The 22,792-nt window shown below is 65.7% G+C and carries 13 protein-coding genes; 8 read left to right on the top strand and 5 right to left on the bottom strand.

The genetic code is table 11. The annotated features are described in order from the left end of the window. Positions 1-51: 51 nt before the first annotated feature. The gene (locus LGM89_RS03405; RefSeq protein ID WP_226272285.1) at positions 52-687 is read right to left on the bottom strand and encodes an isochorismatase family cysteine hydrolase; all 636 of its coding nucleotides are present in this window, start codon (positions 685-687) and stop codon (positions 52-54) included. 375 nt (positions 688-1,062) lie between these two features. On the opposite strand from LGM89_RS03405, the gene LGM89_RS03400 reads away from it, so the two are divergent. After that, positions 1,063-2,076 (top strand): hypothetical protein, encoded by a 1,014-nt coding sequence (locus tag LGM89_RS03400; protein ID WP_226272284.1) that lies wholly within the window; start codon positions 1,063-1,065, stop codon positions 2,074-2,076. Positions 2,077-2,607: 531 nt separating this feature from the next. On the opposite strand, the gene LGM89_RS03395 is transcribed toward LGM89_RS03400, so the two are convergent. From LGM89_RS03395 to LGM89_RS03385, 3 genes are all read right to left on the bottom strand, one after another. Next, entirely contained in the window at positions 2,608-3,351 is a 744-nt protein-coding gene (locus LGM89_RS03395; RefSeq protein WP_226272283.1) for a hypothetical protein, read from the bottom strand. Positions 3,352-3,641: 290 nt separating this feature from the next. Further along, complete coding sequence (locus LGM89_RS03390) at positions 3,642-4,457, bottom strand: hypothetical protein (RefSeq protein ID WP_226272282.1); 816 nt, start codon at positions 4,455-4,457, stop codon at positions 3,642-3,644. Positions 4,458-4,803: 346 nt separating this feature from the next. Further along, complete coding sequence (locus LGM89_RS03385; protein WP_011354359.1) at positions 4,804-5,718, bottom strand: glutaminase; 915 nt, start codon at positions 5,716-5,718, stop codon at positions 4,804-4,806. A gap of 222 nt (positions 5,719-5,940) precedes the next feature. Between LGM89_RS03385 and LGM89_RS03380 the strand changes: the two genes are divergently transcribed. The 3 genes from LGM89_RS03380 (at position 5,941) to LGM89_RS03370 (ending at position 8,855) form a co-directional block, all read left to right on the top strand. Continuing rightward, positions 5,941-6,651, top strand: a complete 711-nt coding sequence (locus LGM89_RS03380) for a response regulator (protein ID WP_174936844.1) — start codon at positions 5,941-5,943, stop codon at positions 6,649-6,651. 64 nt (positions 6,652-6,715) lie between these two features. Then, on the top strand, positions 6,716-7,846 hold the full coding sequence (locus LGM89_RS03375; protein WP_089441896.1) for an ATP-binding protein: 1,131 nt from the start codon (positions 6,716-6,718) through the stop codon (positions 7,844-7,846). A gap of 385 nt (positions 7,847-8,231) precedes the next feature. Beyond that, on the top strand, positions 8,232-8,855 hold the full coding sequence (locus LGM89_RS03370; protein ID WP_226272281.1) for an FMN-dependent NADH-azoreductase: 624 nt from the start codon (positions 8,232-8,234) through the stop codon (positions 8,853-8,855). 57 nt (positions 8,856-8,912) lie between these two features. On the opposite strand, the gene LGM89_RS03365 is transcribed toward LGM89_RS03370, so the two are convergent. Next, positions 8,913-11,330 (bottom strand): patatin-like phospholipase family protein, encoded by a 2,418-nt coding sequence (locus LGM89_RS03365; protein ID WP_226272280.1) that lies wholly within the window; start codon positions 11,328-11,330, stop codon positions 8,913-8,915. 269 nt (positions 11,331-11,599) lie between these two features. Between LGM89_RS03365 and LGM89_RS03360 the strand changes: the two genes are divergently transcribed. The 4 genes from LGM89_RS03360 (at position 11,600) to LGM89_RS03345 (ending at position 22,739) form a co-directional block, all read left to right on the top strand. After that, a complete protein-coding gene (locus LGM89_RS03360) occupies positions 11,600-12,640 on the top strand; it encodes a rod shape-determining protein (RefSeq protein ID WP_226272279.1) in 1,041 nt (346 codons plus the stop codon). Between the two features lie 234 nt (positions 12,641-12,874). Continuing rightward, a complete protein-coding gene (locus tag LGM89_RS03355; protein WP_226272278.1) occupies positions 12,875-13,534 on the top strand; it encodes a YdcF family protein in 660 nt (219 codons plus the stop codon). Positions 13,535-13,585: 51 nt separating this feature from the next. Continuing rightward, positions 13,586-13,744 (top strand): hypothetical protein, encoded by a 159-nt coding sequence (locus tag LGM89_RS03350; protein ID WP_226272277.1) that lies wholly within the window; start codon positions 13,586-13,588, stop codon positions 13,742-13,744. Between the two features lie 388 nt (positions 13,745-14,132). Further along, a complete protein-coding gene (locus LGM89_RS03345; protein WP_226272276.1) occupies positions 14,133-22,739 on the top strand; it encodes an autotransporter-associated beta strand repeat-containing protein in 8,607 nt (2,868 codons plus the stop codon). The last annotated feature ends 53 nt before the right edge of the window (positions 22,740-22,792 follow it).

The raw sequence follows: 22,792 nt of genomic DNA, 5'->3' as shown, positions 1-22,792 counted from the left end.
CCCGGCGCGCAGTCCCTGCCGGTCTTTCGCATCGCCCGCGCGACCGCTTGTTTACTCGAGCAGCCGCAACGCGTCCGCGAGCGACAGCACCGTCGTGCGCGATTCGAAGGCGGTGGCGAACAGATGCTCGTGAACCACCGGGTCCGGGTCGTAGCAGCAGTCCTTGACCGTATACAAGCGGAAGTCCGCATCGCTCGCGTGGGCGATCGACGACAGCATCACGCCCGTCGACGCGATGCCGACCATGATGAGTGAATCGACACCTTGCTCGACCAGCCGCGCCTGCAGATCGGTGCCGAAGAACACGCTGGCGCGGTGCGCGATGATCAGCGGCTCGTCGGGCTGCCGGCCGAGCTCCGGGCACGGGCCGTCGTTGATGAAGCGGCCGAGTTGCTTGATGCCCTGGCCGTTCTTGTTGCGCGGGCTGACTTCCGGATAGCCTGGGCTGAACCGGAGGTTAGCGAACCAGACGCCGATGCCGCCGGCCCGCGCCGCATCGCAGAGCCGGCGCGTATTGGAGAGCAATTCGGGCGCGACGGACGGAAAGAGGCCGAGGATGTCGGTCTGGTAATGCATGACGAGCAGCGCGGTGCTCGACGGCACGATGGCGGGAATCGGCGCGGACGGGCTGTCGCCGGGAGTCGTGCGGGTGGTCGTTGCGATATCCGGTGCGTGTTGCCGAGTCATGAACGAGAGTCTCCGATAGCCCGCGGGGAATGTCAGCGTCCCCGATTTGTACCGGAAAATCGGGGACGCTGCCGATGCGATTTTCGTAGGAGCGTTTTATCGTGCTGCGAGCCGGTGACCGTCACGCCGGCGTCGCATGCCTGCCTGCCGGCAATGTACTGGCGGTCGCCTTCATCGTCTCCGACGATAGTCGATCGCTGAATCCGGAATTCAGCGATGACGACGGATCGGATCATGGCCGCCCGACCTTTGCCTATAAGGGGCAGCGGCCGAAGTTGTGCGGATTGCCCCTATTACCCCTCTTACCCGAGGCTGCCTATAATCGTCGTCATCTTGCCCGAGAAATCGCGGTTACCAAGGTGAGGGGGTGTCCAAATGGGACAGTGCCGTCGCATCTATTCGCGCTTGGTCCTCGCAAGCTCGATCGTCGGTCTGGGATGTCTGGCAGGCGCAGGCCTCGCGTACGCCGAGGACGCTCCTTCGAGCGTGCCGACCGGGTTCAAGCCATCGGAAAGAACGATCAACGCCTATGCGGTGTATGGCGACGGACGCGCGACCAACGGTGGCGATATGCATTGGCGTGCCTACGAAGTCGGCTTCGGCGACGTCTTGAATGACTACCTCTCGGTCTACCTCGCGTATCTGAACGAGGGGCATCCCCTCGATCACCACCGTGACGGCTTCGCCGCCATAGGTTCGTTTCGTTGGCCGGTCGGCGATCGCCTGGCGCTCGAGTTGTCGGCGGGGCCGTATTTCAGCATGGACACGACACATGTCGACGACCAGCCGCGCAATGAAAAGCGATGGGGCGTGCGCGCCTCGGCAGCGGTGCGGTATTACGTCGTCCCCAACCGCTTCTTCCTCAAGGTGCAGTACAACCACGTGCAGATGATCGACGGATTCAACTCCGACGCGGTGCTCTTCGGCATCGGCTCGGACTTTGGCGGCGATCCTGGCCCGGCTTTGTCGGACGGCAAGACGCAGGTTGGCGTTTGGGCCGGGACATCGCAGACGAACCGTCCCCAAGTGCCGATCGAAAAAGGGTATATGGTCGAAGTCAAGCGGCCGCTCGGCAATGCGTGGGCCTATTCGGCGAGCTTCGTCTACGAAGGCAATAACGGCGTCGCCGGCCGAAGAGGTGTGGCGGCGCAATTCTGGTATGTCGCGCCGATCAAGAGCAAATGGACGCTTTCGGCAGGTGTGGGCCCGTATCTCTCGCATGATCGGGACGAGGTCGCGAGTAAAACGAGACTCAATGCCTTGCTCAGCGCGCAGGTGACCTATCAGGTAACGAACGATTGGGCGGCGAGCTTACGCTTTAATCGTGTCGCAACCGGCAACGACAAGGACCAGGACATGTTCATGGTCGGCGTGGCGCGCAATTTCTAGCGGCTCGGCTTGCACCGAATCGACATCGGCCTGCATGCGAGTGACCGTTTTACCTTCGGAAACGGCCTTTTGGAAGTCGGCGTGTTGTGCGGCCCAGTTGGGTCGAGCGCAGCCGATGGCCGAATTCCCCATCAAGCGCACGCGCCGATATGACTCTGCCGCCGTTGCGCCAGATAAGGCGCGCCTAACCCCGCCGCCTCAAAAAATCGACCGTCCCGAATAAGTCGTCAACCACTCCAGCGCCAACGTGCCGGCACTCTGGCGAAATAAACTGACATGTAATCCTTCCGGCACAGACTGCGCGGCCAAGCGCCATTCCGCCTTCGACGACCGAGTTCGGTCAGGAGCCACCGTATGCCGCCTACGTCACGTCACCGGTTGAGTGACTGCTTTCCTCGGAAATGTCGCCATGTGATGCGGCCAGTCCAGAGCTAATGGTGAGTCAGTTACGCTGACCGTATCGACGCGATGCCAACGAGGATGGGACGCCCACGCAAGGGCTTTGCTGGGCGGCATTGAAGCGCTTACAGTTTATTGGCATTCGGTCTTCAATATTAACTGATGCTGCATAACTTTTGAGTCAAAATGTTTGGCTAATTCGATGATTGCCGATCGAGCTGCCGAAGTCATTGTAAATTCTACGGATATTTTATTCCCAACACTCGCGCCGAATGATGGAAATCGCACGCAGAAGTCCGCGTCCGCAATACCATCGTGGTGTACGAGTAAATGACGAAGCTCAAAATATGGTAGCGCTGTGTTTAGAATCGAATGATCGATCCCGAGGTCGAGTTTGGCATCCATCGCCAGAATGAGCGATTTGGTGTTCCGTTCTTCTTCCAGTTTTCGAAAGATAGACCGAGCTATCATATGGACTATGCTGTCCCAATTTCCCGCGGCAAGCAAATCATTTGCCTCTATGTTTACTTTGTGGTTACCCACCAGGCGCTTTGGGTTTATGCCATTTCGTGCTGCCGCCTCGAGTATGTCTTGCATGTATTCATTGAAATCCTCATAGAGATCTTTTATAAATCCGGAGCACAAACTTGCTTTAAGATGCCTGACGGCAAGACGTCGATTGTGGTCGTTGTTTTTTCTTCGTGCCAGTGTGGGGTGCTGAGTTGGGTCAACTGAATCGAATAAATGCGCGTCGTTGTTCTGCGACAAAACCCCGGATGCCGACGAAATTGCAAAAACATCGGCAAGTTCGATGTCGGCAAAAAAGTGATCGGCCCGGCTAAGGAATTTGTGAAGATATTTTGTTTTCTTGGCCATTTAAGGTAAATGTGTTTTGTTGATGTTTTTAATTTGGTTGATTTTATATCGACTACTTTGCGTATGTCTAAAAACTATCCTCAATTCGAGGATTCATCCAGAAAAATACGGACTCGTTAATCTTGCGGCTCGCCGCTTCCCGTAGAGCAGGCTAATGGTCAGCGCGCCGTCTGACGGCCTGTCAAGACACTGCCGACAACGAACATACGCCTGCATGGCTTGAATTTCATCCATCTCCATTTTGGGGTGAAGGTCATTTTTATGGCGCGCTATTATTCGCTAATAATAATTTAGATGTCGATGCCATCGGCTTTGCGAATTAATTGGAAATGGCTCTCCCAGCTGTTTAAGGTAACTGGATTTAACTGTGCCTCGCCGAAACCCAGGGGGAAGTAGGCGTGTGACGCATCTTTCTCGCAGAAAAACTTGATTATTTCAAATCCGGATTTAACTGTATTGAATACTGTCGGGTCAAGGAGTTTTTTCAAAAATCGCGCATCGACATCATTTTCATTTGTTTTTTCCGTGGTTTTTTGGTGCACAATATCATTTCGGATGAGTTCGAGGTTTTTGAAATCGGGCCAAAAACTCATTTCTTTTGGTGATTTGCTTTTAAATATATCTGGCAGGATGGTGGATATCTTGTCGCTAGTTTTGTGCCAGCGTTCGATGGCGGTCTTATCCCAGACTTCAGTAACTCCTTTTTGATTTTTTATCGTAATTGAATAGTTTTTGGGTATTGCGATATTGCAAAACGCTTCTATGGCGGTGTAGATTGCAACAATGCTGCTCTGAATGCACTCTAGATAGTTAAATAGGCGTGGAATGTCATCGTCCAATATTTCAATGGATTTGAATTTGTTTAGCTTTTTACCAAATAGGCTTGCGTGAATGTTGATGGCTTGTTGTAGCTGTTTTTTGGAGATATTGGAAAATAAGGCAACATTGTTTGGTGTGGGGAGGCTGACCTCGCATTCGCCAATTTTAAGAATTTCAATCGGCTGAACGGTCACCGTTTTTTTAATGTCTTCTACGACAAAAATTTGTGGGCGTGCCATTCTGGGATCTTTTACCTTTATTCCTCTTTTATCTTGCTTTGGCTTCATTTTTTTGTACCATTAACGGAGGGACATTCAGTATATCCGAATATGGGCCACCTCGAGAACGACTGGCATTGACGGTCGGTGCGCCACGCCCCCCCTATTGTTGGCAGACCGGACAGTTCAGTTGCAATCAAGCGTCCGAGATTATTTGATTCCACCACTTGTGGTATGTTCATAAAGCCCGCACAGGTGTCTACTTCCACCCAGAACGTATCGCGAGTGCTGGCCGAACGAGTGACTGCTGTACTCCGAGATGGAACAGCAGAATGGACAAGTACTGAGTGGCCGAGTTGGGTTGCGGATTCAACCCGCCGTTGCGTCAGATAAAGACCCGCCTAACCCCGCCGCGTCAAAAAATCGACCTTCCCGAATAAGTCGTCAACCATTCCAGCGCCAACGTGCCGGCCAACGAGTTCCCGTTCGCATCGAGCCCCGGCGCCCACACGCATACGGCCATCTCGCCCGGTAGCACCGCGACGATCCCGCCGCCGACGCCACTTTTCGCGGGCAGCCCGACGCGATACACGAAATCTCCCGCCGCATCGTAGGTGCCACAAGTCAGCATCAGCGCCGACAGCCGCTTCGCGGAACTCGAATCGACGATCCGCTCGCCGGTGACCGGCGCGACACCGCCGTTCGCGAGGAACAGTGCCGCGCGCGCGAGCTCGACGCAGTTCATCGTGATCGCGCACTGGCGGCAATACGCGTCGATCACCGTGTCGGGCGGCATCTGCATGTTGCCGAAGCTCGCCATGAAGTGCGCCATCGCGCGGTTGCGCTCTGCGTGCTGCAGTTCCGATTGCGCGACGCGCGAATCGTAGTCGATGTCGTTCGCGCCGATCAGCCGCCGCACGAATTCGACGAGCGCCGTCTCGGCCTTCACGAAGCGGCGGCACAGCACGTCGGTGACGACCAGTGCCCCGGCGTTGATGAACGGATTGCGCGGCTTGCCGCGCTCGCTCTCGAGCTGGACCAGCGAATTGAACGCGTTGCCGGACGGCTCGCGGCCGACCCGTTCCCACAGTTCGTCGCCGAGCAGCTGGAACGCGAGCGTGCACGCGAACAGCTTCGAGATGCTCTGGATCGAGAAGCGCTCGTACGCATCGCCGACCGTGCAAACGTTTCCGTCCAGCGTCACGACGGCCATCCCGAACTTGTCGGCGGGCACTTTCGCGAGTTCGGGGATGTAGTCGGCAACCCGGCCCTGGCCAATCCAGGGGGCGAGTTCGGTGTGGATGCGTTCGAGGATCGTCTGGTAATTCATCAAGTCAGGCGGGTAGGTGAGTGGCCGGATTCCGGCGAGCCCGTATGGAACCGTCCCGGCGCCGATTCGTCAAGCTCGGACGATATCGAGCCCTTATTTTCAAGACCTCTGAACAGGCAATCGGCCGGCGCAGTATCATGCGGTACGTTTCGGCCAATGGCCGGCGTCCGGCACCCCGCCGGCGCCGCCGCCGCGGCTTCCCCGATGACCCGACCGCTGCCCATGTCTTTTCGCATCCTGCTCGTCGAAGACGACACCCGCCTGTCCACGCTGATCGCCGGCTACCTGCGCAAGAACGACTATGAAGTCGACACTGTGCTGCATGGTGACGCCGCGGTGCCGGCGATCCTGTCCATTCGTCCCGATCTCGTCATTCTCGACGTGAACCTGCCGGGCAAGGACGGCTTCGAAATCTGCCGCGAGGCCCGCAAGCAGTACGATGGCGTGATCATCATGGTGACGGCGCGCGACGAGCCGTTCGACGAACTGCTCGGCCTCGAGTTCGGCGCGGACGACTACGTGCACAAGCCGGTCGAGCCGCGCATCCTGCTCGCGCGGATCAAGGCCCAGCTGCGCCGCGCGCCCGCGCGCGTGACCGAGAGCGCCGCGCCGCAGCCCGAGCGCTACGCGTTCGGCAAGTTCTCGATCGACCGCACCGACCGCTCCGTCGTGCTGCCCGACGGCAGCACGCCCGACCTGACGTCGGCCGAATTCGACCTGCTGTGGGCGCTCGTCTGCCATGCGGGCGAAGTCGTCAGCCGCGACGACCTGATGCTGCAGTTGCGCGGCGTCGAATTCGACGGCCTCGACCGCACGATCGACGGGCGCATCTCGAAGCTGCGCCGCAAGCTGCGCGACGACGCGAGCAACCCGCAGCGGATCAAGACGATCCGCAGCAAGGGCTATCAATTCAGCAAGCACGCGTGGGAATGACGCGGCGTTCGCACGACGCCGTCACGTTCCGCGCGGGCACTCCACCCGCCGGCCGGGAGCCGAGATGATCCGACGAACCCGTTCGCACCCCGATGCACCGCCGCTGCCGACACTGCGCTACGTCAAGTGGCGCTGGCTGCATTTCCGCCGCGCGTGGACCGACACGCGCGCCGACCGCATCCCGAGCTGGTCGCGCCTTTACGTGCGTACCTACCTTCACCTGCTCGGCCTCGTGCTGCTGACCGCGCTCGTGCCGGCGCTCGCGCTGTGCGTCGAATTGTCGCCGCAGGTCGTGTGGCATGCGTTCGACTCGCTGCCCGGCGACATCTGGATCGTGCTCGTCTTCGTGTTCGCCGCACCCGCGCTCGCGGCGTATCGATGGATGCGGCCCGTGTGGTCGGATCTCGTGATGGTGCGCGAGCGCGCGATCGACTTCACGGGCGGACGCTTCAACACGCGTGCGCGCGAATCGCACAGCGTGATCATCGGCCCGCTCGCGCGGACGCTGAATGCGCTCGCGATGCGCATGGAACGGCTGATCGCCGCGCAGCGCGATCTGACGAACGGGATCTCGCACGAGCTGCGCACGCCGCTCGCGCGCGTGCGGTTCGCGCTCGAAATGCTGCGCGAACCGGGTTCCGCGGCCGAATACCAGGGCGCGCTCGAGAGCATCGCGCAGGACGTGACCGAGCTCGAGGAACTGATCGACATGAGCCTCACGTATGCGCGGCTCGAATACAGCTCGCTGCAGTCGAACCTCGAGATGACGGCCCCCGTCGCGTGGTTCGAGCATCAGGTCAGCGATGCGCAGCTGCTGTATCCGGAGCGCACGATCGAGTCGCGCATCGCGATCGCATCGGACCTGCGCGTGAAGATGGACCGGCGGCTGATGTCGTATGCGATGCGCAACCTGTTGCGCAACGCGAGCAAGTACGCGAAATCGCGGATCGTCGTCGGGATCTCGCTCGTGCACGGCAACATCGGGATCTTCGTCGAGGACGACGGCCCCGGCGTGCCGGAGAGCGAACGCGAGCGCATCTTCGACGCATTCGTGCGCCTCGACCGCCGCACCGGCGGCTATGGCCTCGGCCTGTCGATCACGCGACAGGTGCTCCATGCGCACAACGGCCGGATCGCGGTCGTCGATCCCGTCGAGCTTGGTGGCGCGCGCTTCGAGATCAGCTGGCCGGTCTAGCGATACACCGCGCGGGCGCCGAGCCCGACAGCAACGACAGCACGACAGCACGACAGCACGACAGCACGACAGCACGACAGCACGACAGCACGACAGCACGACAGCACGACAGCACGACAGCACGACAGCACGACAGCCGCGCGCCGGACTCGCGCGCGTCGCCGGCCGTTCCCGCCGTACCTTCCCCGTATCGACACCTTCCCGCACCGCAATCGCGTGGCGATTCGTTTGCCACGCGTACGCGCTTTGCATTACGATTGCATTTGCAACTATATCGGCGGACCGGTCCATGACAGTGCAGGCGGGCGGCCCGCGACGCAGCAGTGAAGCCGGGGCTACCACGAGGGCCGCCCCTTGTTCATGCATTCCTGTCGGGTCACACATCATGCGGCTGTTGAACATCGTGTCTTCTCCCCGCGGCGCCAGGTCGGCTTCGATCGCGGTCGCCACTGCCTTTGTCGATGCGTACCGGGAGACGGGCGCCACGATCGACGTCGATACGCTGAATGTCTGGGAGGAGGACTTGCCGGACTTCGACAGCGAGGCGATCGGCGCCAAGTACAAGGGCGTCGCCAACGCGCCGATGGATGAGGCGGAGCAGTCGATCTGGCGGCGCATCCAGTCGCTCGTGAAGCGCTTTCAGGCGGCGGACCGGATCGTCGTCGGTGTGCCGATGTGGAATTTCGGCTATCCGTACAAGCTCAAGCAGCTGATCGATCTCGTCAGCCAGCGGAACATGCTGTTTACGTTCGACGGCACGGCGTACGCGCCGTTGCTGGAGATTCCGCGCGCGCTGGTGATCCATGTTCGCGGGCAAAGCCGGGAACCCGGCGCGGGCGCCGACAATCCCGGGTTCCGGCATCAGGCCGACTACATCGAATTCTGGTTGAGGTTCATCGGCGTGAGCGAGGTCAGGAGCCTGACCGTCGAACACACGTGGGGGGCACGCGCAAGCGACAGTATCGAGCGGGCGCGAGCCCGCGTAGTCGCGATGGCGGCGGAGTTCTGACCCGGCCGGGCGGCGCGAGGCAGACGCGGCTGCCGCCGAAGCGGCATCCGCACACGCTCAATAGGTACGGCCGAGCTGCAGGTAGAAGTTGCGGCGGCCGCCGGGCGCGAGCGCGACGCCGATGTACACGGGCCCGAACGCGGTCGACAGGCTCGTGAAGAACGTATAGCTCTGCTTGAGCGCACCGCCGCCGATCTGCTGGCCGCTCGACCAGACGTTGCCGACTTCCGCGCTGGCGCCCACCGACAGCGCCTTGATCGGCGACGCGTTGAACGTCATCAACTGGTTCATGTAGGTCACCTGCGCATACGCGAGCTCGTTGCCGTTCAACTGGTCGGCCGCATACGCGGACAGATGCTGGAAGCCGCCGAGCGTGAAATTGAATGCGTTGATCAGGTTGGTGCCGCCGATGCTCTTGCCGCCTTCGATCGTCGCGCTGACGCTGTGCCGGCCGAACTGCTGCGCGACCATCGCCTTGCCGTAGATCTCGGTGTAGGGCGCGGTGTTGATGCTGTCGTCGAAGTCCGACGCCGAGCCCCCGTTGCGCGACACCAGCGAGCGTTCGACGCGCAGCTCGGTGAAATAGCCCTTGCGCGGGAACAGCGGATCGTCGAGCTGGTCGATCACGAGCCGTGCGCGCGCGGTCAGCGCCTGCGACGTGAAGCTGGGCCACAGCAGCGTCTGGCCGTTGCCGTCGTCGAACGGCACGTTGTAGGTCGGCGAGCCGTGCCCGGTCACGTAACCGAGGCCGATCCGGAAATCGCCGAGTCGCCCGATCGGCAGCCCGAAATCGAGGCCGGCACGTGCGGTCTGCATCAGGTACTGCGTGATCTTCACGTCGCCGGTGTCGTCGTACAGGTTCGCGTAGCGGCGCTGGTATTCCGCGTACGGCGACAGATAGACGCCGTAGGCCATCGACAGCGGCTGGCGGAACTCGATGCGCGCCGATTGCAGGTCGCTGCCGATCGTCGTGTCCGCGCGGAATTCGAGCCCGGATTCGGTGAGCCACGGCCGCCGGTAGCCGACGTGCAGGCGGAAGCCGCCCTCGTCGGTCGAACTGCTCGACATGCCGAGCCCGAACAGCAGGAAGTTCGGCCCCCAGTATTTCTCGCGCGCGTCGATCTCGAGCACGTTTTCGTTGCCGTGGCTCACGATCTGCTGCGTGACGCTCTCGAAGTTGCCGCCCGTCGTGAGCCCGAGCAGATCCTGGCTGACGGTGTCCGGATCGTAGGTGTCGCCGGGTTTCACGTGCAGCGCGTTGCTGACGACCTGCTTCGGCACGCCGCCGGAGGTCTTGATGTCGATGCGCGTGATCCGGATCGGCGGCGGCAGCGGCTGCGCGTGCGCGGACTTGTAGGCCGCGTACTGTTCCGGCGTGAGCGCGAAGCGCTTCAGCTTAGGCAGCGCCGCGGTCGCGGCGGCAGCGCCTGCGGCGATCGCCTGCTTCGCGTTCTGGAAATCGGTGAACGCGAGCGAGCCGAGGTCCGGCGTGAGCAGCACGTCCTGCGCGTCGAGCTGCTTGCGCTGCGCGGTCACGTTCTGGCGGATCAGGATGCCGACCATCTGCTGCATCACGTCGGCCGGCGACGCGAGCGCGTCGAGCGGACGCAGTTGCGAGCCGATGTCGACCGCGATCACGACGTTCGCGCCCATCTGCCGCGCGGTGTCGACGGGCAGGTTGCTGACGAGCCCGCCGTCCACGAGCGCGCGCCCGTTGATCTCGGCCGGCGCGAACAGGCCCGGCATCGCCATGCTCGCGCGGATCGCGAGCGGTAGCGAGCCGTGGTCGAGCACCACCATCTGGCCCGTCTGCAGGTCGGTCGCAACCGCACGGTACGGGATCGGCAGGCGGTCGAACGGCTGGTTGGTCGGCACGGCGGCCGTCCAGTTCGCGAGCAGCGCCTGCAGCCGGTTGCCCTGCACGAGGCCGACCGGCACCTTCACGCCTTTCTTGCCGAAGCCGAGCGTCAGCCCGTTGATGTACAGGCGCTCGTCCTCCCGGCTGGTTTGCGGCAGGTCCGCGCGCTCCGTCACGTCGAACGCGATGTCCGCGAGGTTGACCTCCGACAGCCGCTTCTGCATCTCGCCGGCGGCCATGCCGCTCGCGTACAGGCCGCCGACCACGGCGCCCATGCTGGTGCCCGCGATGCAGTCGATCGGGATGCGGTTGTCTTCCAGTACCTTCAGGACCCCGAGGTGCGCGTAGCCGCGGGCGCCGCCGCCGGACAGCACGAGGCCGATCGACGGGCGGCCGGCCGGGCCGCCGTCGGCTTCGCAGGTGTGCCCGGATGCGGCGGGCGTGGCAGCCGGCGTGCTGACGGCAGCGACCGGGGCGGCGATCGGGGCGGTGGTGACCGCGGCGGCGGAGTCGGCGACCGGCAGCGGTTGCGCGGCGACCGTGCAGCACCAGAGGGCGACGAGCGTCGTGCAAAGCGGGCGCACCCGCGCCCAGCGGAAGGAAACGGTCGCTGTCATGGAGGAAATACCTGGCGTGATCGGGCGTCTGAGGCCTGCCGGGAGCAGGCAAGACCGAGAGATTACCGTGTTTTACAGGCGCAATGCGAGAGGCTGTTGCGTAGCCGGAGGTGTCCCGGCCGGCACTTTTGACAATTGTTTCGCGAAAAAATCATCGGAATTGCCTAAAGTATCGGAACGATTTGCCGCTAAGTTCGTGATGGGGCGGCATGGACGCGCCGCGAAATGCAGCGCGGCTGCCCGGGTCCGTTCGATTACAAAGGTTTGATATGTCGACACCGCTGTTCGGAAAGTTGTTTGCGCAACCCGTTGCGATCGACCCTGGAACGGCGAGTACGCGGATTTATACGCACGAACGCGGCGTGGTGCTGAACCAGCCGTCGGTCGTCTGCTTCCGCAAGGCCGGTGCCGGTGCGACCGACGCCCGGCCGACGCTCGAGGCCGTCGGCGAGCTCGCGAAGGCGCTGCTCGGCCGCGCACCGGGGCATCTCGAAGCCGTGCGGCCGATGCGGCACGGCGTGATCGCCGACGCGCACGCGGCCGAGCAGATGATCCGCAGCTTCATCGACATGTCGCGCACGCGTTCGCGCTTCGGCCGCCGCGTCGAAGTCACGTTGTGCGTGCCGTCCGACGCGACGGCCGTCGAGCGCCGCGCGCTCCGTGAGGCCGCCTTTGCCGCGGGTGTATCGGAGGTCGAACTGATCGAGGAATCGCTGGCGGCCGGGCTCGGCGCGGGCCTGCCGGTGACCGAGCCGGTCGGCTCGATGGTCGTCGATATCGGCGGCGGGACGACCGAAGTCGCGGTGATCGCGCTCGGCGGCATCGTCTACCGCGAGGCGATTCGCGTGGGCGGTAACCAGTTCGACGAGGCGATCGTCAACCATGTGCGCAACCTGTATGGCGTGCTGCTCGGCGAACAGACGGCCGAACACGTGAAGCAGACGATCGGTTCGGCCACCAGCGCGGTGCCGCGCCGGTCGACGCGCGCGGTCGGTCGGGGTGTCGGCGACGGGCTGCCGCGCTCGATCGAACTGTCCAACCACGACGTGGCGGACGCGCTGGCCGCGCCGCTCAAGCAGGTGATCGGCGCGGTGAAGTCGGTGCTGGAGAACGCGCCGGCCGAGCTCGTGACCGACATCGCGAATCGCGGCGTGGTGCTGACGGGCGGCGGCGCGCTGCTCGCGGATATCGAACGCCTGCTGTTCGACGAGACGGGGCTCGTCGCCCGGATCGCCGACGAGCCGGCCACCTGCGCGGTGCGCGGCGCGGGCGAGGCGATGGGGCGGCTCACGATGTGCCCGGTCGACTGATCCGGGTCGTGCCGGCCGGGCGTCGCCGAGCGGCGCGCGCATGTGCATCCATTCGATCTCCGTAATGCGTACCCGCGTCGCCGGGTAGGTGTCTCCGGTCGACTTTCAGGAAGGCCGTCCGCCGTCCGGCATCGGTCCGTCGCGTGGACACCCGAACGCGCACCGTGCTAGCGTGACGCGCCCGTCCGGGGCGGGGCAAGCCGCTACGCCCGACGACCTGAGAGACCGAAAACCTTGAAAAACCACACCAAACGGGGCGTGTTTGCCCGCCTGGGCCGCCTGCTGGCCGTCGTCGCGTGCCTCTGGATCGTCGCGGCCGTTGCGCTCGTCGCGTCCGGGATGCGAATGCCGAGCGAGCGGGCCGACGTCGCCGTGATCTTCGGCAACGCGCTCGACGAGGCCGGCGCGCCGAAGCCCGTGCTCGCCGCCCGGCTCGACGTAGGTGTGCGCTGCTACCGCACGGGGCAGTGCCCGGCGTTCCTCGTCAGCGGCGCGATCGACGGCCCGGGGCTGAGCGAGGCGACCGCGATGCGCGACTATCTCGTGGCGCGCGGCGTGCCGGCCGACCGGATCGTGGTCGACGACCAGGGCGACAACACGCTCGCGACCGCGCAGCACACGCTCGCCTATCTGCAGGCGCATCGCGTGTCGCGCGTGGTGATCGTCAGCCAGTATTACCACCTCGCGCGGGCGCGCCTCGCGTTCGAGCGCGTCGGCATCGCGCGGGCGGACATCTCCGCTGCGTATCCGCGCCGTTTCCAGTTGCGCGACGTCTACTCGAGCTGGCGGGAAGTGCCGGCCTACGCGGTGTATGCGGTGCGGCTGTGGGCGAACCCCGATGCGCGCCCGGTTTCGTTCCGGCCGATGCTTTATCTGATGAGCCTGTTTTCGTAACGTGGGATCGTGTTCGAGCGATACGCGACGGAATTCGAGAGGATCGGTTAAATGCCGGATTTGCGTTCTTTTGTCTGGCGAACGATGGCGTGGCGATTAAATCGTGTCGATATTTTTCGGGCTCGCGAATATTGCATTGCAATAAATCATCGTGATAATCGTGCCGATATCGGTATTTTCACCGATGCGGCGATTCCCGTATTTTTTTGATAAATATCAAATTGGCTGACAAACGGCATACGAAATTACCTGTCTGAAGCGCTCCGATAAGTAAAAAAAGGCGCGCTCGCCGCACCCCGATATGCAAAGGTAAAGATCGACTGGTAAAGCCTGTTTTTTTGAACTAGCCTTGTCTGACAAAAGCAGGGCGGTAACCAAATCAACCAGAAAATCGCTGCAGAAAAAACAGGGGCCACCGACATGTCATTCGACTAGTTTCACACCTGCCTGCCAGGGCCATTTAAAGATTCGTCCATGAATTAGCCGACGTCGCATCGCGACAGCCGGGGTGCACGCTTTTGTCCGCGATTTTCTGCGGCCGGTTGTTTCGTTTCACGGTAATGCCCATTCCAATAACGAGCCAATAACGAGGGAAAGCATGAATCTTGCGCGTTCGAAAAAATCCGGCGAACCGTTTCCGAAATTGCTGTTGCCAACGGGTGTTTTTCTGGCGCTGTCCGGCGCCGGTATCGTGCCCGCCTACGCGACCTGTACCACCGCGGGCACGACGGTGACCTGTTCCGGAGTCGCCAACCCGCTGGCGCCAAACTATTCGAACAGCGCGAACAACGTTCATGCCACCGTCAACGCCGGCGCGAGCGTTGGCGTGCTGCTCGGCGTCGGCGGCACCGCGATGTCGCTGACGGGCAACAACACCCAGCTGACCAACAACGGCACGATCGACCCGTCGGCGCTCGGCACCGGCCTCGGCGTGCTGTCGAGCGGCACGGTGATCGGCAACGCGGCGGCGAGCGCCAGCACCACCGTCGTCAACAACGGCACGATGAACGGCTCGACCGGCGTGGCGATCAGCGGCGTGACGGGCATGGCGCTGTCGGTCCAGAACGGCACGGGCGGCACGTCGACGATCAACAACACCGGCACGATCGGCTCGAACCCGCTGGTCGGCGCGACCCTCACCGGCGCGGATGCGCCCGTGGTCGCCGCGTACGGCGGCGCCACGGTCAACATGACCAACAGCGGGACGATCACCGGCCGCGTGTCGCTCGGTTCGAACGGCACGCCCGGCGCGGGCAATACGTTCGTCAACTCGGGCACGATCAACGGCAGCGTGTCGATGGGTGCGAACAGCACGAACTCGTTCACCGCGGTGACGGGCTCGTCGGTCAACACGGCCGGCGGCACCGGGGGCGCACTGAACATCACGGTCGGCCCGATCACGCTCGGCGTCGCGGCGACGGGCACGGTCGACGGCGGCGCGGGCGGCGACAACACGCTCAAGCTGCAGCAGGGGGCTGGCGCGAACGGCACGATCGCGGCCAACAACTACATCAACTTCAATCACGTCGATGTCCAGAGCGGCAACTGGACGATCAACGGCGCGTCGACCGCGCAGGACGCAACGCTGGCGGGCGGCGTCGCGATCATCAACGACAACGCGTCGCTCGGCACCGGCACGATCACGGCCACCGGCGGTGCCCTGCAGGCGGGGGCGGTCGGGCTCAACGTCAGCAACAACGTGAGCCTCGGCGCGGGCGGCCTGACGGTGCAGGGTTCGACCGGGCTCACGCTGTCGGGTACGGTATCGGGCGGCGGCGCGCTGACGAAGAACGACAGCGGGACGCTGACGTTGTCCGGCGCGAACAACTACACGGGCGGCACGAACCTGAACGCAGGCGGCCTCGTGGTCGGCAACAACGGGGCGCTCGGCACCGGCGCGCTGAACGTCAACGGCTCGGCCACGCTCGACTCGAGCACGAACGCGACGCTCAACAACACCGTCAATCTCGCCACGGGCACGACGCTGACGGTCGGCGGCAGCAACAATCTCGGGCTGGCCGGCTCCATCAACGGCAACGGCGGCCTCGTGAAGAACGGCGCGGCGACGCTGACGCTGACGGGCACGAACACCTACACCGGCGACACGACGATCAACAGCGGCACGCTCGCGCTGGGTGCGGGCGGCAGCCTCGCGGCATCCGGCACGGTGAACCTGAGCAGCGCGGGCGCGACGTTCGACCTGAGCAACGCGTCGGGCACGCAGACGGTCGGTGCGCTGGCGGGCGCGGCCGGCTCGAACGTGAATCTCGGCGGCAATTCGCTGACGTTGAACGGCAGCGGCAATGCGACGTACGCGGGCACGATCGGCGGCACGGGCGGCGTGACGCTCTCGGGCACGGGCACGCAGACGTTGACCGGCGCCAACGTGTACACGGGCGGGACGAACCTGAATGGCGGCAACCTCTCCGTCGGCAGCAATACGGCGCTCGGCCTCGGCGCGTTGAACGTGAACGGCTCGTCGACGCTCGACGCGACCGCCAACGTGTCGCTCGCGAACGGTGTCAACATCGCCGCCGGCACGACGCTGACGCTTGCCGGCAGCACCAATCTGGGCCTGAGCGGCACGGTTTCGGGTGGCGGCGGTCTCGTGAAGAACGGCGCGGCGACGGTGACGCTGTCCGGGGCAAACAATTACGCCGGCGGCACGACCTTGAACGCGGGCGGCCTGGTGCTCGGCAACCATGCGGCGCTCGGCACGGGCGCGCTGACCGTCGGCGGCGCGGCGACGCTCGATACGAACACGAACCTGTCGGTCAACAACGCAGTCAACCTCAACACCGGTTCGACGCTGACACTGGGCGGCAGCAATGCCCTCACGCTGAACGGCGGCATCACCGGCGCGGGCGGTCTTGTGAAGGACGGCGCGGCGACCACGACGTTGACGGCCGCGAACACCTATACGGGCGGCACGACGATCAACGCGGGCACGCTGGCGATCAGCGGGGGCGGCAGCCTCGCGGCGACCGGCGCGGTGAACCTGGCCGGCGCGGGTGCGACGCTCGACGTGAGCGCCGCGACCGGTGCGCAGTCGATCGGTGCGTTGTCCGGTGTGGCCGGGACGAACGTCGCGCTGGGCGGCAATGGGCTGACGCTGGGCGGGACCGCCAGCGGCACCTTCAGCGGCGCGATCGGCGGCACCGGCAGCCTGACGCTGGCCGGCACCGGCACGCAGACGCTGAACGGCGCGAGCACCTACTCGGGCGGCACGAACCTGAACAGCGGCAGCAGCGTGGTGCTCGGCAACAACGGTGCGCTTGGCAGTGGCACGGTGAACGTCGCGGGCACCGCGACACTCGACACCAACACGAGCGTGTCGGTCGCCAACGCGGTCAGTCTCGGCAACGGTTCGGCGCTGACGCTGGGCGGCAGCAATGCGCTCGCGTTGAGCGGCGGCATTTCCGGCGCGGGCGGTCTCGTGAAGAATGGCCCGGCGACTACGACGCTGACGGGCGCGAACACTTACACGGGCGGCACGACGATCAACGCGGGCACGCTGGCGGTGGGCGCCGGCGGCAGCCTGGCGGCGACGGGCGCGGTGAACCTGGCAGGCGCGGGCGCGGCGCTCGACCTGGGCGCGGCGACCAGCGCCCAGACGATCGGTGCGCTGTCGGGTGTCGCGGGGACGGCCGTCAACATGGGCGGCAACGGGCTGACGCTGGGCGGGACCGCCAGCGGCAGCTTCGGCGGCGTGATCGGCGGCACCGGCAGCCTGACGCTGGCCGGCACCGGCACGCAGACCCTGACGGGCGCGAACGTCTATACGGGCGGCACGAACCTGAACAGCGGCGGCCTGGTGCTCGGCAACAACGGGGCGCTCGGCGGCGGCGCGCTGAACGTCGGCGGCGCGGCGACGCTCGACACGAGCGCGAGCCTGTCGGTCAACAACGGGGTCAATCTCGGCACCGGCGCGACGCTGACGCTCGGCGGCAGCAACGCGCTCACGTTGAACGGCGGCATCACCGGCGCGGGTGCCCTCGTGAAGAACGGCGCGGCGACGACGACGCTGACGAGCGCGGCCACCTACACGGGCGGCACGACGATCAACGCGGGCACGCTGGCGCTCGGTGCCGGCGGCAGCCTGGCGGCGACGGGCGCGGTGAACGTGGCCGGCGTGGGCGCCACACTCGACCTGAGCGGCGCGACGGGCGCGCAGACGATCGGCGCACTGAGCGGCGTCGCCGGCGCGGCCGTGAGCCTCGGCGCGAACGGCCTGACGCTGAGCGGGACCGCCAGCGGCAATTTCGGCGGCACGATCGGCGGCGCCGGCGGCCTGACCGTGGCCGGCACGGGCACGCAAACGCTGTCCGGCACGAACACGTACACGGGCGGCACGACGATCAACGGCGGCAGCACGCTGGCGCTCGGCGCGGGCGGCAGTCTCGCGTCGACGGGTTCCGTGAACCTCGCCGGCACGGGCGCGACGTTCAACCTGAGCGGCGCATCGGGCCCGCAGGCGATCGGCGCGCTGACCGGGGTGGCCGGCACGAACGTGGACCTCGGAGCGAATGCGTTGACGTTGAACGGCAGCACCAATGGCACGTTCGGCGGCGCGATCGGCGGCACCGGTAGCGTGACGTTCGCGGGTACCGGCACGCAGACGCTGACGGGCGCGAATACGTACACGGGTGGCACGACGATCAACGGCGGCAGCACGCTGGCGCTGGGTGCGGGCGGCAGCCTCGCGTCGGGCGGCGCGGTGAATCTCGCCGGTGCGGGCGCGACGTTCAACCTGAGCGGCGCATCGGGCCCGCAGACGATCGGTGCGTTGAATGGCGCGGCCAGTACGAACGTGGATCTGGGCGCGAACGGGCTGACGTTGAGCGGGACTGCCAGCGGCACGTTCGGCGGGGTGATCGGCGGCACCGGTAGCGTGACGTTCGCCGGTACCGGCACGCAGACGCTGACGGGTGCGAACACCTATACGGGCGGCACGACCATCAACGGTGGCAGCACGCTGGCGCTCGGCGCGGGCGGCAGCCTTGCATCGGGCAGCGCGGTGAATCTCGCCGGCACGGGTGCGACGTTCAACCTGAGCGGCGCATCGGGACCGCAGACGCTCGGCACGCTGAGCGGTATCGGCGGCACGAGCGTGAACCTGGGCGCGAATGCGCTGACGTTGAACGGCAGCACCAACGGTACGTTCGGCGGCGTGATCGGCGGCACCGGCAGCGTGACGTTCGCGGGTACCGGCACGCAGACGCTGACGGGCGCCAATACGTACACGGGCGGCACGACCATCAACGGCGGCAGCACGCTGGCGCTCGGTGCGGGCGGCAGCCTCGCATCGGGCGGTGCAGTGAATCTCGCCGGTGCGGGTGCGACGTTCAACCTGAGCGGCGCATCGGGCGCGCAGACGATCGGCGCGTTGAACGGCGCGGCCAATACGAACGTGAACCTCGGCGCGAACGGGCTGACGTTGAGCGGCACCGCCAGCGGCACGTTCGGTGGCGCGATCGGCGGCACCGGTAGCGTGACGTTCGCGGGCACCGGCACGCAGACGCTGACGGGTGCGAATACCTACACGGGCGGCACAACGATCGACGCCGGCAGCACGCTCGCGTTGGGCGCGGGCGGCAGCCTCGCGACGGGTAGCGCGGTGAATCTGGCCGGCACGGGTGCGACGTTCGACGTGAGCGGCGCGACGGGCGCGCAGACACTCGGTGCGTTGAACGGCGCGGGCGGCACGAACGTGAACCTCGGCGGCAACGCACTGACGTTGAACGGCAGCACCAACGGCACGTTCGGCGGCGTGATCGGCGGCACCGGCAGCGTGACGTTCGCGGGTACCGGGACGCAGACGCTGACGGGGGCGAATACCTACACGGGCGGCACGACCATCAACGGCGGCAGCACGCTGGCGCTCGGCGCGGGCGGCAGCCTCGCGTCGGGTAGCGCGGTGAATCTCGCCGGCACGGGCGCAACGTTCAACCTGAGCGGCGCATCGGGCGCGCAGACGCTCGGCACGCTGTCCGGCGGCGCAGGCACGAACGTGAACCTCGGCGCGAATGGACTCACGCTGAACGGCAGCGGCAACAACACGTTCGGCGGCGCGATCGGCGGCACGGGCAGCGTGACGTTCGCGGGCGCCGGCACGCAGACGCTTACGGGCGCGAATACCTACACGGGCGGTACGACGATCAATGGTGGCAGCACGCTGGCGTTGAGTGCGGGCGGCAGCCTCGCGTCGGGCAGCGCGGTGAATCTGGCCGGCACGGGTGCGACGTTCGACGTGAGCGGCGCGACGGGCGCGCAGACACTCGGTGCGTTGAACGGCGCGGGCGGCACGAACGTGAACCTCGGCGGCAACGCACTGACGTTGAACGGAAGCGGCGGGACGTTCGGCGGGGTGATCGGCGGCACCGGTAGCGTGACGTTCGCCGGTACCGGCACGCAGACGCTGACGGGTGCGAACACCTATACGGGCGGCACGACCATCAACGGTGGCAGCACGCTGGCGCTCGGCGCGGGCGGCAGCCTTGCATCGGGCAGCGCGGTGAATCTCGCCGGCACGGGCGCAACGTTCAACCTGAGCGGCGCATCGGGCGCGCAGACGCTCGGCACGCTGTCCGGCGGCACCGGCACGAACGTGAACCTCGGCGCGAATGGACTCACGCTGAACGGCAGCGGCAACAACACGTTCGGCGGCGCGATCGGCGGCACGGGCAGCGTGACGTTCGCGGGCGCCGGCACGCAGACGCTGACGGGCGCGAACACCTACACGGGCGGCACGACCATCAACGGCGGCAGCACGTTGGCACTCGGCGCGGGCGGCAGCCTCGCGTCGGGCAGCACGGTGAATCTGGCCGGCACGGGTGCGCAGTTCGACGTGAGCGGCGCGACGGGCGCACAGACGATTGGTGCGCTGAACGGCAGCGCCGGCACGAACGTGACCCTCGGCACGAATGCGCTCACGCTGAACGGCAGCGGCAACGGCACGTTCGGCGGTGCGATCGGCGGCGCGGGCGGCGTGACGTTCGCCGGCACCGGCACGCAGACACTGACGGGCGCGAACACCTACACGGGCGGCACGACGATCAACGGCGGCAGCACGCTGGCACTCGGCGCGGGCGGCAGCCTCGCGTCGACGGGCGCGGTGAATCTCGCGGGCGCGGGTGCGACGTTCGATGCGAGCGGCGCGACGGGCGCGCAGACGATCGGCACGTTGAACGGCGCGGCCGGCGCGTCCGTCAATCTCGGGGCCAATGCGCTGACGTTGAACGGCAGCGGCAACGGCACGTTCGGCGGGACGATCGGCGGGGCGGGCGGCGTGACGATCGCCGGCACCGGCGTCCAGACGCTGACGGGCGCGAACACGTACACGGGCGGCACCACGATCGCGGCCGGCGGCGCGCTGCAACTCGGCAACGGCGGCACGTCGGGCAGCATCGCCGGCAATGTCGTCGACAACGGCGCGCTGATCGTCAACCAATCCGGCAACGTGACGATCGCAAGCGTGCTGTCCGGCACCGGTTCGCTCACGCAGGCCGGCAGCGGGCAACTGACGCTGACGGGCGCCAGCACGCTGAGCGGCCCGACCACGGTCAGCGCGGGCACGCTCGCCGTCAACGGTTCGCTCGGCCAGTCGACCGTGACCGTGCAGAACGGTGCGACGGTCACGGGCACCGGCACGATCGGCGGCCTCGTGGTGCAGGGCGGCGCGACGGCGGCCGCGTCGCAGCCGGGCGCGGCGCTGAACGTGGGCGGCAACGTCACGTTCCAGCCGGGCTCGACGTTCCAGGTCGCGGCCTCGCCGCAGCAAAGCGGCAGTCTCGCGGCTAGCGGCACGGCGACGCTGAACGGCGGCACCGTGCAGGTGCTCGCGAACCAGAGCGGCTACCAGCCGAGCACGACCTATACGATCCTCTCCGCGGGGTCGGGCGTGCAGGGCACGTTCAGCCAGGTGAATGCGAACTACGCGTTCCTCGCGCCGACGCTCAGCTACGATCCGGATCACGTGTACCTGCGGCTGGTCTCGAACGGTACCGCGTTTCCCGATGTCGCGACGACGCCGAACCAGCGCTCGGTCGCGGGCGCGCTCGGCGGGCTCGGCGCCGGCAACCCGCTGTACGACGCCGTGGTGACGACCGATGCGACGACCGCACGCCGTGCCTACGGGATGCTGGACGGCGAACTGCAGGCGAGCCTGAAGAGCATGCTGCTGCTCGACAGCCGCTATGTGCGCGACGCGGTGACGGATCGTGTCCGCCAGGGCCTCGCGCCCGGATCGGGCCCGCTCGCGGCGCTGTCGTCGGGGGGCGCGGCCTTGTGCGGCGACAACACGGCCGGCGCGGTCGACCCGACGCTGCCGCCGGAACGCCGGATCGGCTCGCGCGACGGCTGCTACGGCGGCACGCCTTACCAGCCGGTCGTCTGGGGGCAGGCGTTCGGCGGCCGCAGCCGGCTCACCGGCGACGGCAACGCGTCGACGGTCAACCGCAGCATGACGGGCTTCATCGCCGGTGCCGACATGGCGCTCAACGACAAGTGGCGGGCTGGCCTGGCCGCGGGCGTCACGCACAGCTCGCTCGACAACGACCAGAGTTCGTCGGCGTCGGTGAACAGCTACTACCTGTCGCTGTACGGCGGCGCGCAGTACGGCGCGCTCGGTGTGCGCGGCGGCGCGTCGTACACGTGGTACCGGATCAACAGCGACCGTTCGCCGGGCTTCGCGGGCTTCTCCGATCACGATTCGGCCGGCTACGACGCGAATTCGGCGCAGGTGTTCGGCGAAGTCGGCTACGCGCTGCCGGTCGGGCCCGTGGCGATCGAACCGTTCGCGGGCCTCGCGTATGTGAACCTGCACACCGACGGCTATACGGAAACCGGTGGCGCGGCCGCGCTGCGCGCCGGCGGCGAGACGACGCACGTCGGCTTCTCGACCCTCGGCGTGCGTGCCGCGTCGCAGCTCGGCTCGATCGCGAGCGGCACGTTCACCGCACGCGGGACGGTCGGCTGGCGGCATGCGTTCGGCAACGTGACGCCGTCGTCGGCGTTCACGTTCGCGAACGGCGGCACGTCGTTCCAGGTATCGGGCGTGCCGATTGCGCGCGACAGCGCCGTGCTCGAGGCCGGCATCGACGCGAACATCACGAAGCGCCTGACGCTCGGCCTCACGTACAGCGGCCAGTACGGCAGCGGCGTGCGCGACAACGCGATACTCGGCAACATCCTGTGGAAGTTCTGAGCGGTCACTGATGTGCCTGAACGCGACGCCATGCGGCGACGGCAACGTCGCAC

This window comes from Burkholderia sp. AU31624 (genome assembly GCF_020420065.1).
Lineage (GTDB): Bacteria > Pseudomonadota > Gammaproteobacteria > Burkholderiales > Burkholderiaceae > Burkholderia.
Note: the sequence above shows the minus strand (reverse complement) of the source record. Positions and strands in the feature narration are given on the sequence as shown.

What these genes read in the sequence shown, in the direction of transcription:
- LGM89_RS03405 (WP_226272285.1), bottom strand. Translation starts at nt 687, where the DNA reads ATGACTCGGCAACACGCACCGGATATCGCAACGACCACCCGCACGACT.
- LGM89_RS03400 (WP_226272284.1), top strand. Translation starts at nt 1,063, where the DNA reads ATGGGACAGTGCCGTCGCATCTATTCGCGCTTGGTCCTCGCAAGCTCG.
- LGM89_RS03395 (WP_226272283.1), bottom strand. Translation starts at nt 3,351, where the DNA reads ATGGCCAAGAAAACAAAATATCTTCACAAATTCCTTAGCCGGGCCGAT.
- LGM89_RS03390 (WP_226272282.1), bottom strand. Translation starts at nt 4,457, where the DNA reads ATGAAGCCAAAGCAAGATAAAAGAGGAATAAAGGTAAAAGATCCCAGA.
- LGM89_RS03385 (WP_011354359.1), bottom strand. Translation starts at nt 5,718, where the DNA reads ATGAATTACCAGACGATCCTCGAACGCATCCACACCGAACTCGCCCCC.
- LGM89_RS03380 (WP_174936844.1), top strand. Translation starts at nt 5,941, where the DNA reads ATGTCTTTTCGCATCCTGCTCGTCGAAGACGACACCCGCCTGTCCACG.
- LGM89_RS03375 (WP_089441896.1), top strand. Translation starts at nt 6,716, where the DNA reads ATGATCCGACGAACCCGTTCGCACCCCGATGCACCGCCGCTGCCGACA.
- LGM89_RS03370 (WP_226272281.1), top strand. Translation starts at nt 8,232, where the DNA reads ATGCGGCTGTTGAACATCGTGTCTTCTCCCCGCGGCGCCAGGTCGGCT.
- LGM89_RS03365 (WP_226272280.1), bottom strand. Translation starts at nt 11,330, where the DNA reads ATGACAGCGACCGTTTCCTTCCGCTGGGCGCGGGTGCGCCCGCTTTGC.
- LGM89_RS03360 (WP_226272279.1), top strand. Translation starts at nt 11,600, where the DNA reads ATGTCGACACCGCTGTTCGGAAAGTTGTTTGCGCAACCCGTTGCGATC.
- LGM89_RS03350 (WP_226272277.1), top strand. Translation starts at nt 13,586, where the DNA reads ATGCCGGATTTGCGTTCTTTTGTCTGGCGAACGATGGCGTGGCGATTA.
- LGM89_RS03345 (WP_226272276.1), top strand. Translation starts at nt 14,133, where the DNA reads ATGAATCTTGCGCGTTCGAAAAAATCCGGCGAACCGTTTCCGAAATTG.